Annotated in this window: 4 protein-coding genes, 2 tRNA genes and 3 rRNA genes; 7 read left to right on the forward strand and 2 right to left on the reverse strand. The window is 54.1% G+C overall.

Translation table 11 applies throughout. The features are described 5' to 3' along the window. Positions 1-71: 71 nt before the first annotated feature. The 6 genes from ACY8D3_RS06665 (at position 72) to rrf (ending at position 8,244) form a co-directional block, all read left to right on the forward strand. The gene (locus tag ACY8D3_RS06665) at positions 72-2,465 is read left to right on the forward strand and encodes a DNA polymerase II (RefSeq protein ID WP_462382723.1); all 2,394 of its coding nucleotides are present in this window, start codon (positions 72-74) and stop codon (positions 2,463-2,465) included. 581 nt (positions 2,466-3,046) lie between these two features. Continuing rightward, positions 3,047-4,582: ribosomal RNA gene (locus ACY8D3_RS06670) — 16S ribosomal RNA — on the forward strand. A 94-nt stretch (positions 4,583-4,676) separates the two neighbouring features. Then, positions 4,677-4,753 (forward strand) — tRNA-Ile (locus ACY8D3_RS06675). A gap of 31 nt (positions 4,754-4,784) precedes the next feature. Beyond that, positions 4,785-4,860, forward strand: a tRNA-Ala gene (locus tag ACY8D3_RS06680). A gap of 237 nt (positions 4,861-5,097) precedes the next feature. Further along, positions 5,098-7,989 (forward strand): 23S ribosomal RNA (locus tag ACY8D3_RS06685). A 139-nt stretch (positions 7,990-8,128) separates the two neighbouring features. Next, a 5S ribosomal RNA gene (gene rrf / locus ACY8D3_RS06690) occupies positions 8,129-8,244 on the forward strand. Together the 16S, 23S and 5S rRNA genes with 2 tRNA genes alongside form the textbook arrangement of a ribosomal RNA operon. 621 nt (positions 8,245-8,865) lie before the next feature. Here rrf and ACY8D3_RS06695 read toward each other — a convergent pair. Continuing rightward, positions 8,866-9,153 carry a DUF2790 domain-containing protein gene (locus ACY8D3_RS06695; RefSeq protein WP_462382725.1) on the reverse strand — a complete coding sequence of 96 codons (288 nt, stop codon included), beginning with the start codon at positions 9,151-9,153 and terminating at the stop codon, positions 8,866-8,868. Between the two features lie 689 nt (positions 9,154-9,842). On the opposite strand from ACY8D3_RS06695, the gene ACY8D3_RS06700 reads away from it, so the two are divergent. Then, on the forward strand, positions 9,843-10,832 hold the full coding sequence (locus ACY8D3_RS06700; protein ID WP_462382726.1) for a DctP family TRAP transporter solute-binding subunit: 990 nt from the start codon (positions 9,843-9,845) through the stop codon (positions 10,830-10,832). A 48-nt stretch (positions 10,833-10,880) separates the two neighbouring features. On the opposite strand, the gene ACY8D3_RS06705 is transcribed toward ACY8D3_RS06700, so the two are convergent. Next, positions 10,881-12,527: an acetolactate synthase large subunit gene (locus tag ACY8D3_RS06705; protein WP_462382728.1), complete on the reverse strand. Its 1,647-nt coding sequence runs from the start codon at positions 12,525-12,527 to the stop codon at positions 10,881-10,883. Between the last annotated feature and the right edge of the window lie 369 nt (positions 12,528-12,896).

A 12,896-nucleotide genomic window follows, 5' to 3' on the forward strand; every position in this document is an offset into this window, starting at 1 on the left:
TTGGCTGTCCGGAATCGGCAAACCGAACTGCTACGCTCGTGTAGTAGATGGCGTCCGGGTAACATGCCGGCGTGACCGAAAAGAATCCATCCTCTGTGGCGCCTTCGACCGTGACGGTCGAAGGCTTCGTGCTGACGCGCCACTGGCGCGACAGCCCTACTGGTATTGAGGTTAGTTTCTGGCTGGCGACAACGCAGGGTCCCATCAAGGTTATCGCGCCGCCCCAGACCGCCGTTGCGTTCATCCCGGCAGAGCATCAGGCAATTGCTCAACCGATAGTTGCGCGATCCATGGGCGCCTATATGCGTCCGCTTTCCCTGAAAGACTTTGATCACCGACCCGTACTAGGGCTTTATTGTCCGCGCTACCGTCAACTGCAGGACTTGGAAAGAGCCCTTCAAAGCGCGGGCGTCGATGTCCTGGAGGCTGATGTAAAACCGCCGGATCGCTTCTTAATGGAGCGATTCATTACGGCAGGTGGGCTCGCGACTGGGCGATGGGATGGCGGCGCGCTCGTCGACGCTCAGCTAAAGCCGTCACCTTCATATCGCCCGGGCTTACGCCTCGTCTCGCTGGATATCGAAACCACCGCTCGCGGTGAGTTGTATTCAATTGGCCTGCATGGCTGTGGCCAACGTCAGGTCTATATGCTCGGCCCACCCAACGGCGATGCATCCTATATAGATTTCGATCTTGATTACTGCGAAACGAGAGCAGCCCTGCTCCACAGGTTGAACGAATGGTTCGATCAGCATGATCCAGATGGAATCATTGGGTGGAGCGTGGTGCAGTTCGACCTTCGGGTGCTGCAGGAGCATTCAGAAAAGCTGAGGATCCCGCTCCGATTAGGGCGGTCGGGAGAGGTATTGGAGTGGCGGCCGCAGGGCACGTACGGACATGCGCTTGCTTCAGCACCTGGCCGCGTGATCATAGACGGCATAGAAGCGCTGAAATCTGCAACCTGGAGCTTTCGTTCATTTAGCTTGGAGAGTGTGTCGCAGTCATTGCTGGGAGAGGGAAAGGCAATCGACAATCCATATGATCGCATGGCTTCGATCAACCGGATGTTTGCCGAAGACAAGCCCGCTCTTGCTACCTACAACCTGAAGGATTGCGAACTCGTCAGCCGAATCTTTAAGAAGACTAATCTCGCGGCCTTCTTGCTGGAGAAAGCTAGCGTGACCGGCCTACCAGTCGATCGTAGCGGCGGGTCAGTCGCTGCCTTTTCGCACCTTTATCTTCCACGCATGCACCGCGCCGGTTTTGTTGCGCCAAGCCTTGGCCAGCGGCAGGGTGCTGCCAGCCCGGGCGGATTCGTCATGGATTCAACGCCTGGCCTTTATGAGTCGGTCATTGTCCTCGACTATAAAAGCCTCTATCCGTCAATCATCAGAACCTTTCTTATCGACCCGGTAGGGCTGGTCGAAGGCATGGGTCAGCCTGAGCGAGAGACCGTTGAGGGATTTTTAGGGGCTCGATTCTCCCGTGCGACGCACTGCCTGCCGGCTATTGTTGAAGAGGTCTGGAAGGGACGAGAGCTGGCGAAGCGTAACGGCAATGCGCTCTTGTCCCAGGCGCTCAAGATCATAATGAACGCGTTCTACGGCGTACTTGGATCGACCGGTTGCCGCTTTTTCGATCCTCGACTTGCGTCATCCATTACATTGCGTGGCCACGAGATCATGCGCCGCACCCGCGAATTCATAGAGTCGCGGGGCTGGACGGTCATTTATGGCGATACGGACTCGACCTTCGTTTGGCTCGGATCCAAACATGCGGAGACGGATGCGCGTCAGATAGGTCTGAACCTCGCAGCGGATATCAATGAATGGTGGAGAATCCAGCTAGCGGAGACGATGCAGCTCGAAAGCGCGCTTGAACTCCAATTCGAGACCCATTTCGAACGATTCCTGATGCCAACTATTCGCGGGGCAGAGGAGGGGAGCAAGAAGCGATACGCTGGGCTGGTGCGATTCGACTGTGGTGACACTCGGCTCGTATTCAAAGGGCTGGAGACCGTCCGTACCGATTGGTCGCCGCTAGCACAGCGTTTTCAGCGGGAGCTGTATGAGCGAGTATTCATAGGGGCTCCGTGCGACGAGTACATCCGTAGCTATGTCGCCAGCACGATAGCAGGCGACATGGACGAGCTGCTCGTCTTTCGAAAGCGTCTAAGGCGACCTCTTGATGAATACATCCGAAATGTTCCACCCCACGTGCGGGCGGCGCGGATAGCCGACGAGCGAAATGCACAGATGGGGCGGCCGCTGCAATACCAGGGTCGGGGTTACATTAGCTACGTCATCACAACGGCAGGCCCTCAGCCAATCGACTACGCTGACGCCCCTATCGACTATGGACACTACGTCACTAGGCAACTGGAACCGGTGGCAGATGCGATCCTTCCCTTTATAGGAAAGCGCTTTGGGGAGATCATCGATAGGCAGCTCGGGCTATTCGGCTGACCACACGAGACCCGTTTGGCTGGTCATCGAAAGAAACTTTAAATTAAGTGTTGACGCCTCGTTTTGGGTGTCTATAATGCGCACCAATTCCGGCGCAGACCGAAGCTGAAACTCCTTGAGAATCATAGAGTTAGGCGAGATTAAGGGTTGCGCTGGCGGCGAATTCGAGTAGAATGCGCCGGGCTGACAAGGCAGCGGTTAGGGTCTTGTTGGTGGCTTCGGTCGAGATGATCGAAAGCGGTTGAAAGAGGGGTTGACAGCGTTTCAGAATGCTGTAAGATTCGCCTCCCGCTGACGAGACAGGTTGAATCGAAAGCGGCAAGCGGTTGAGTAGAAAGAGATTTCGAAAAACAAAAGCTTGACAGATTGAAAGGCTGCTGTAGAATGCGCGGCCTCGAACGAGACGAAAGACTGGTTCGAAACGCTCTTTAACAACGGAATCAAGCAATTCGTGTGGGTGCTTGTGATGTAAGACTGATAGTCGACTGATTATCAGCAACACAAGTAACACTCGTGAATTCGAGAGTTTATTTGCGATTGCTGAGCCAAGTTTAGGGTTTTCTCAAAACCCGGATTGATTTGAACTGAAGAGTTTGATCATGGCTCAGATTGAACGCTGGCGGCAGGCCTAACACATGCAAGTCGAGCGGCAGCGGGTCCTTCGGGACGCCGGCGAGCGGCGGACGGGTGAGTAATGCCTAGGAATCTGCCTGTTAGTGGGGGATAACTCGGGGAAACTCGAGCTAATACCGCATACGTCCTACGGGAGAAAGTGGGGGATCTTCGGACCTCACGCTAACAGATGAGCCTAGGTCGGATTAGCTAGTTGGTGGGGTAAAGGCTCACCAAGGCGACGATCCGTAACTGGTCTGAGAGGATGATCAGTCACACTGGAACTGAGACACGGTCCAGACTCCTACGGGAGGCAGCAGTGGGGAATATTGGACAATGGGGGAAACCCTGATCCAGCCATGCCGCGTGTGTGAAGAAGGTCTTCGGATTGTAAAGCACTTTAAGTTGGGAGGAAGGGCTTACGGTTAATACCTGTGAGTTTTGACGTTACCAACAGAATAAGCACCGGCTAACTCTGTGCCAGCAGCCGCGGTAATACAGAGGGTGCAAGCGTTAATCGGAATTACTGGGCGTAAAGCGCGCGTAGGTGGTTTGGTAAGTTGAATGTGAAAGCCCTGGGCTCAACCTGGGAACTGCATCCAAAACTGCCTGACTAGAGTACAGTAGAGGGTGGTGGAATTTCCTGTGTAGCGGTGAAATGCGTAGATATAGGAAGGAACACCAGTGGCGAAGGCGACCACCTGGACTGATACTGACACTGAGGTGCGAAAGCGTGGGGAGCAAACAGGATTAGATACCCTGGTAGTCCACGCCGTAAACGATGTCAACTAGCCGTTGGAATCCTTGAGATTTTAGTGGCGCAGCTAACGCATTAAGTTGACCGCCTGGGGAGTACGGCCGCAAGGTTAAAACTCAAATGAATTGACGGGGGCCCGCACAAGCGGTGGAGCATGTGGTTTAATTCGAAGCAACGCGAAGAACCTTACCTGGCCTTGACATGCTGAGAACTTTCCAGAGATGGATTGGTGCCTTCGGGAACTCAGACACAGGTGCTGCATGGCTGTCGTCAGCTCGTGTCGTGAGATGTTGGGTTAAGTCCCGTAACGAGCGCAACCCTTGTCCTTAGTTACCAGCACCTCGGGTGGGCACTCTAAGGAGACTGCCGGTGACAAACCGGAGGAAGGTGGGGATGACGTCAAGTCATCATGGCCCTTACGGCCAGGGCTACACACGTGCTACAATGGTCGGTACAAAGGGTTGCCAAGCCGCGAGGTGGAGCTAATCCCATAAAACCGATCGTAGTCCGGATCGCAGTCTGCAACTCGACTGCGTGAAGTCGGAATCGCTAGTAATCGTGAATCAGAATGTCACGGTGAATACGTTCCCGGGCCTTGTACACACCGCCCGTCACACCATGGGAGTGGGTTGCTCCAGAAGTAGCTAGTCTAACCTTCGGGGGGACGGTTACCACGGAGTGATTCATGACTGGGGTGAAGTCGTAACAAGGTAGCCGTAGGGGAACCTGCGGCTGGATCACCTCCTTAATCGAAGACATCAGCTTCTTCATAAGCTCCCACACGAATTGCTTGATTCACTTGCGAAAGCGATTGGGTTTTAGACCCGAGAGTGAGACAGATTGGGTCTGTAGCTCAGTTGGTTAGAGCGCACCCCTGATAAGGGTGAGGTCGGCAGTTCGAATCTGCCCAGACCCACCAATTGTCGAGGGGCTAGGCCGGTCGAACCATTGGGGCCATAGCTCAGCTGGGAGAGCGCCTGCTTTGCACGCAGGAGGTCAGGAGTTCGATCCTCCTTGGCTCCACCATTACTCGAATCGCTTGAAAAGCTCAGAACTGAGCATCCGCTTTGGTGGGATGTTGAGTTCTGGACTTTGCGCCAGAACCGTTCTTTAAAAATTTGGGTATGTGATAGAAGTAGACCGAATAATCTCTTTCACTGGTGATTATTCGAGTCAAGGTAAAATTTGCGAGTTCAAGCGCAAGTTTTCGGCGAATGTCGTCTTCACGTTCGAGACATATGACCAGATTGCTTGGGGTTATATGGTCAAGTGAAGAAGCGCATACGGTGGATGCCTTGGCAGTCAGAGGCGATGAAAGACGTGATAGCCTGCGATAAGCTTCGGTGAGGTGGCAAATGACCTGTGACCCGGAGATCTCTGAATGGGGGAACCCACTTAGCATAAGCTGAGTATCTTGTACTGAATACATAGGTGCAAGAGGCGAACCAGGGGAACTGAAACATCTAAGTACCCTGAGGAAAAGAAATCAACCGAGATTCCCTTAGTAGTGGCGAGCGAACGGGGACCAGCCCTTAAGCTTCTTGGATTTTAGTCGAACGCTCTGGAAAGTGCGGCCATAGTGGGTGATAGCCCTGTAGACGAAAGGATCCTTGAAGTGAAAACGAGTAGGACGGGGCACGTGAAACCTTGTCTGAATATGGGGGGACCATCCTCCAAGGCTAAATACTCCTGACTGACCGATAGTGAACCAGTACCGTGAGGGAAAGGCGAAAAGAACCCCGGAGAGGGGAGTGAAATAGAACCTGAAACCGTATGCGTACAAGCAGTGGGAGCCTACTTTGTTAGGTGACTGCGTACCTTTTGTATAATGGGTCAGCGACTTATATTCAGTGGCGAGCTTAACCGAATAGGGGAGGCGTAGCGAAAGCGAGTCTTAATAGGGCGTTTAGTCGCTGGGTATAGACCCGAAACCGGGCGATCTATCCATGGGCAGGTTGAAGGTTAGGTAACACTGACTGGAGGACCGAACCGACTACCGTTGAAAAGTTAGCGGATGACCTGTGGATCGGAGTGAAAGGCTAATCAAGCTCGGAGATAGCTGGTTCTCCTCGAAAGCTATTTAGGTAGCGCCTCATGTATCACTCTGGGGGGTAGAGCACTGTTTCGGCTAGGGGGTCATCCCGACTTACCAAACCGATGCAAACTCCGAATACCCAGAAGTGCCGAGCATGGGAGACACACGGCGGGTGCTAACGTCCGTCGTGAAAAGGGAAACAACCCAGACCGTCAGCTAAGGTCCCAAAGTCCTGGTTAAGTGGGAAACGATGTGGGAAGGCTCAGACAGCTAGGAGGTTGGCTTAGAAGCAGCCACCCTTTAAAGAAAGCGTAATAGCTCACTAGTCGAGTCGGCCTGCGCGGAAGATGTAACGGGGCTCAAACCAGGCACCGAAGCTACGGGTGTCATCTTTGATGACGCGGTAGAGGAGCGTTCTGTAAGCCTGTGAAGGTGAGTTGAGAAGCTTGCTGGAGGTATCAGAAGTGCGAATGCTGACATGAGTAACGACAATGGGTGTGAAAAACACCCACGCCGAAAGACCAAGGGTTCCTGCGCAACGTTAATCGACGCAGGGTGAGTCGGTCCCTAAGGCGAGGCTGAAGAGCGTAGTCGATGGGAAACGGGTTAATATTCCCGTACTTCTGGTTACTGCGATGGGGGGACGGAGAAGGCTAGGCCAGCTTGGCGTTGGTTGTCCAAGTTTAAGGTTGTAGGCTGATCACTTAGGTAAATCCGGGTGGTTAAGGCCGAGAACTGATGACGATCCTTCTTTAGAAGGAGAAGTGGTTGATGCCATGCTTCCAGGAAAAGCCTCTAAGCTTCAGGTAATCAGGAACCGTACCCCAAACCGACACAGGTGGTCGGGTAGAGAATACCAAGGCGCTTGAGAGAACTCGGGTGAAGGAACTAGGCAAAATGGCACCGTAACTTCGGGAGAAGGTGCGCCGGTGAGGGTGAAGGGTTTACCCCGTAAGCTCATGCCGGTCGAAGATACCAGGCCGCTGCGACTGTTTATTAAAAACACAGCACTCTGCAAACACGAAAGTGGACGTATAGGGTGTGACGCCTGCCCGGTGCCGGAAGGTTAATTGATGGGGTTAGCGCAAGCGAAGCTCTTGATCGAAGCCCCGGTAAACGGCGGCCGTAACTATAACGGTCCTAAGGTAGCGAAATTCCTTGTCGGGTAAGTTCCGACCTGCACGAATGGCGTAACGATGGCGGCGCTGTCTCCACCCGAGACTCAGTGAAATTGAAATCGCTGTGAAGATGCAGTGTATCCGCGGCTAGACGGAAAGACCCCGTGAACCTTTACTGTAGCTTTGCACTGGACTTTGAGCCTGCTTGTGTAGGATAGGTGGGAGGCTTTGAAGCGTGAACGCCAGTTTGCGTGGAGCCATCCTTGAAATACCACCCTGGCATGCTTGAGGTTCTAACTCTGGTCCGTTATCCGGATCGAGGACAGTGTATGGTGGGCAGTTTGACTGGGGCGGTCTCCTCCTAAAGAGTAACGGAGGAGTACGAAGGTGCGCTCAGACCGGTCGGAAATCGGTCGCAGAGTATAAAGGCAAAAGCGCGCTTGACTGCGAGACAGACACGTCGAGCAGGTACGAAAGTAGGTCTTAGTGATCCGGTGGTTCTGTATGGAAGGGCCATCGCTCAACGGATAAAAGGTACTCCGGGGATAACAGGCTGATACCGCCCAAGAGTTCATATCGACGGCGGTGTTTGGCACCTCGATGTCGGCTCATCACATCCTGGGGCTGAAGCCGGTCCCAAGGGTATGGCTGTTCGCCATTTAAAGTGGTACGCGAGCTGGGTTTAGAACGTCGTGAGACAGTTCGGTCCCTATCTGCCGTGGACGTTTGAGATTTGAGAGGGGCTGCTCCTAGTACGAGAGGACCGGAGTGGACGAACCTCTGGTGTTCCGGTTGTCACGCCAGTGGCATTGCCGGGTAGCTATGTTCGGAAGAGATAACCGCTGAAAGCATCTAAGCGGGAAACTCGCCTCAAGATGAGATCTCACTGGGATCTTGAATCCCCTAAAGGGCCGTCGAAGACTACGACGTTGATAGGCTGGGTGTGTAAGCGTTGTGAGGCGTTGAGCTAACCAGTACTAATTGCCCGTGAGGCTTGACCATATAACACCCAAACAATCTGCCTTGCAGATGGGTGCGAGCGGTCGAAGCCGACCAAGCCGAAAGCTTGCGAACTCGTATACCGATCCATCACATACCCAATTCGGGGAAGCGACTCAATATCGACTCCCCAACCAAATTGCTTGACGATCATAGAGCGTTGGAACCACCTGATCCCATCCCGAACTCAGTAGTGAAACGATGCATCGCCGATGGTAGTGTGGGGTCTCCCCATGTGAGAGTAGGTCATCGTCAAGCTCCTATACGAAACCCCAGCTTCGAAAGAGGCTGGGGTTTCTTCTTTGCGCCGCGAAAAAGCCCGGAGCGCCAGGGGCGTAGCGGAACGTCCAAGCCGTCTGAGCATGCCGGCGAAATTGGGCTGACCGCGCTAGGCTTCTATGCCGCGCGGCTCTCCTTTCGATCGATGATCACACCGGATCGCCGTAGCCTGATCAGCTACTGCCGCACCTTTCATTCCATGCCCGATCAGGAAAGATAGTCGGAGGGGTGCCGAGGACCAGCACTGCATCCCCGCTCTTGCTGCGTGGCTTGTGCTTGCAAGCCAATTAGCCCGCGACGGCCTTGTAGGTGCTACCAGCAGGCTGCTGGGCGCTGAGGCTCATCAGGCAAGCGAGTACGTATGAGCATATCCGCAAGCTAGTAGGGCCGTTTGTGGCGCTGAGGTATGCGCGGCGTGGCGGCAGTTCTGACCTAAAGCTCGGTGCACGTCGCCTTCTAACCGATCAGGAATGATGAGGGGAGAGGTGGGGTGCTGAAGGATCGAGTGAAGTGCAGCGGCTTGGCCGGACGGCACAGCCGCTACCAAGAATTGGCTATGATGGATTTGAAGATCATGCCATAAGGCACTTCACTCTTATATCAACCGTGTTCGGTTGTGAGGCCGCCCCATTCTAGGTAACGGACCCTATGAAGGTTACCTTGGTGGTCTCGGTAAACAACTACGGTGGGAACTATACCCGCTTTCAGCGAGTTATCGGTACGTGACAGTACCGTAGCGATATCTAGGTCCATGCCATACTGATAGTTAACAACCGGTACGCTAGCCCCTGCTGCCGAGTTGGGTCGCTCTGTTGTGTCATTGGCGGCGAAAGCCGCAGGTGTCGAAACAATGCCGGCTAATGCGATAGCAATGAGTGTAGTTTTCATGGTGGTTCCTCAATGTGATGTACAACGAGGCCATGTAAACATTCGGCTTATCACGTTTGAAATCGATGCTGATGCTATTAGTGATCGATGCCAAAGATACTTAGGTCGCTATCTATTTTAGGGGCTAGGCTGGTCCGAACGTTGGCTTCAAGTCATTGTTTCGACGGCGGTTAGCGTTGGGCAGCTGCGCGTTGGCAGCGAAAATAAGCTTTTGTCAGGCCTGGCGATAATGTGCGTGTTATCAGTGCACGGGGAGGGATCATGAGGTTGGGCATGATTCCCTGCCCATGCGCGACAAGTAGGTCTCACATAGCTGATCTGCATTTTATTTGACATGGTCGACCTACGCTTCGCACATGAGTATCAAATTGCCGGTAATGCGTCACCCTTTGGTCACTTTGTGCCCTAATTGGATTGCAACGATAGCTCTTTCAACGGGGGCTGGCTGCTCGAACAGCGTCCATGGCGATACGAGACAGCCAGCAGAGATTCATAGGCGACCTGGCGGAGGCCCACGAAGGCGTTAGCACTCATGTATTGAACGTCCAAGTCCTCTCTCGTCAAACCTCGCATGTTTATTGCTTACAACGGATTAGGCCATAGGTATGCAAAGACATGCTGGCGAATGTAGGTGTCGCTCCAGAAGGGGCGGTTTCGGGATTTAATTTCCCGTCGCAGAGGGAGATGTGATGTTCAGACTGAGTTTCAAGCCGATTTTAGTCGTATCGATGCTGCTGATGGGTTTCGCTGTTCATGCAGAGCCGGTAGTGATCAAGTTTTCCCATGTGGTAGCCGAAGATACACCCAAGGGGCGCGGCGCTTTGCTGTTTCAAAAGCGTGTGGCTGAGCGGCTGGGGGACAAGGTGCGGATCGAGGTGTATCCGAACTCAAGTCTGTATGGCGACAACGATGAGCTGGAGGCTCTCAAGCGAGGCGACGTTCAAATGCTTGCTCCGTCGCTGTCCAAATTCGATCGCTACACGAAAGAACTGCAGGTATTCGACATACCATTCCTTTTCGATGACCTTGCGGCCGTACAGCGTTTCCAATCGCGTGACAGTGGGCGGCGGTTGCTCGGGTCTCTGACAGGGCAGGGCATCACGGGCCTCGCCTTCTGGAATAATGGTATGAAGCAGCTGGCAGCGACCCGTCCCCTGAAGACACCTGCGGATGCGAAGGGGCTGGCATTTCGGATCCAAGCGTCGGATCTTATCGCTGAGCAATTCGAGCTGGTCGGTGCCCAAGGCATAAAGATGCCGTTCGCAGAGTCTTTCAAAGCACTGCAGAGCGGTACTGTACAGGGAACCGAGAACACATGGTCCAACCTGTACAGCCAGAAGCTCCACACGGTCCAGCCCTACATCAGCGAAAGCAATCACGGTGTCCTGAGCTATCTTCTTCTCATCGATACGCGCTTTTGGAACAGCCTGCCATTCAAGGTGCGTGGTGAGCTTCAGTCCATTGCAGATGAAGTGACGGTAGTCGTGAACCGTGAGGCAGAGGCGATCAATACCAGGAACAAAGAGCAAATCGTTGCCGCGGGTACCAGTACGTTGACCATACTAGACGCTCACCAGCTGGGCGCTTGGCGCTCCGCGATGGAGCCCTTGATCCGGCGACACGAAGACGAGATCGGTGCGAATCTCATTCGCGCGGCGCAAACGGTGAATAGACGGTAATTGAGACTAAAAAAGGCGGCCCTTGGCCGCCTTTTCCATACAGCCCTCTTACAGCTCGGCGCTGCGGATCTTTATTTCCTGGTGGAGAATGTAATCATTCTCGGTGTAATCGACGGGACAGTCGATCACATGTACGCCAGGCTCGCTAAGGCAGCGTTCAATCAAGGGTGCAAAGCCATCGGCGCTTTCGACCCGATGCCCCTTTGCACCGTAGCTCTCTGCGTATTTCACGAAATCCGGATTACCATAGGTAAGCCCGTAGTCCGCGAGCCCCATTTGAGACTGCTTCCAACGGATCATTCCGTAAGCATCGTCGCGAAGAATTACCACGACCAGATTCATGTTCAAGCGGACGGCCGTCTCAAGCTCCTGGCTGTTCATCATGAAACCACCGTCACCGCATACGGAGACGATGCGTGCATCCGGATATACGAGGCGCGCGGCCATTGCCGATGGCAGTCCTGCACCCATGGTAGCCAGTGCATTGTCCAGCAGCACTGTGTTCGGCATGTGCGCCTTGTAGTTGCGGGCGAACCAGATTTTATAGACACCGTTATCCAGCGCGATAATGCCAGTCGAGGGCATAACGTTCCGAAGATCAGCCACGACGCGCTGGGGATACATCGGGAAGCGCCCGTCGGTGCTCCCTTCCTGCAGGTGGGCTTCGTTCGCGTCGCGGATCGTTAAGAGCCGACTGAAGTCCCAATGTGCTTGTGGCTCAATCGCTTCACAAATCTGCCATATCGCGTTGGCGATATCGCCAACCACTTCGATCTGAGGAAAATAAACCGGGTCGACTTCAGCCGACCGGAAGTTGACGTGAACGACTTCCGTCCCGCCGCGAACCATGAAGAAGGGCGGCTTCTCGATAACGTCGTGACCAACATTGATGATCAAGTCGGCAGACTCGATTGCTCGGTGAACGAAATCGCCTGCTGATAGCGCTGCGTTGCCTAGAAAACGCGGATGACGTTCATCCACGACGCCCTTGCCGAGCTGTGTGGTTACAAAAGGAATGCCGGTCTTTTCTACAAGTTGCTTTAGCACGCGAGCCGTCATTTTGCGGTTCGCACCGGCACCGATCACGATGATAGGGCTCTTTGCTGCTTCAAGTTTCGCAACCGCGGCGTTGATTGCCTTCTCTTCTGCCAGAGGACGACGGGATAGGCTTGCTGGGATGGGCATGCTCTCCGTCAGCTCTTCTGCGACATCCTCAGGCAGTTCCAGATGCACCGATCCTGGCTTCTCTTCCTCGGCCAAGCGGACCGCTTCCCGGATGCGGGAAGGAATATTGTCCGCCGACGCAAACTGATGGGTGTACTTCGTAAGAGGCGACATCATCTTGCAGACATCGATGATTTGGAAGCGGCCTTGCTTTGATTTCTTGATCGGCTTCTGACCAGTAATCATCATCATCGGCATGCCACCAAGATAGGCATACGCGCCCGCCGTCACTAGGTTCGTCGCACCTGGGCCCAATGTGGAAAGGCAAACGCCCACCTTTCCGGTCAGCCGGCCGTAAGTGGCAGCCATGAAGCCAGCAGACTGCTCGTGACGGGTCAGGACGAGCTTTATTTTGTCCGACCGGGAGAGTGAATCGAGGAGGTCGAGATTCTCTTCGCCTGGTATGCCGAAGATGTACTCGACGCCTTCATTTTCCAAGCACTGGACGGTGAGGTCGGAAGCCTTTTGCATGTTGTTATTCCTGTTCCCTTAGAGGTACGCAAAGCAAGTAAGTCCGTGGGTTGGTCATCGCAGCCACCGCGGCAGCAGCATGGACAACACAAATGCCGTATTGCTCGCAAATTTTTGATACAGCACGGCTTATGGAGTGTAATGCTTGGGAGCAGAACGGCGGAAAATGCGAGTGTGACAGATTGGCGCACGTTAGAGTCGGGGGCACGGCTAAGCCGCTATTCCGGAAGGCTCTTACGAAAGGGCCTGCTTTGCAGGTGTCACGTGCGAACCGGAACATGACCGGTAAGGTCTGCAAAGGGGCACACAGAGCACTAACGTCGGAGTGCGATTAGATCGCTGGCCGGTAATAAGACCGACGGCTTCCTG

Source organism: Pseudomonas sp. Marseille-QA0892 (assembly GCF_054950135.1).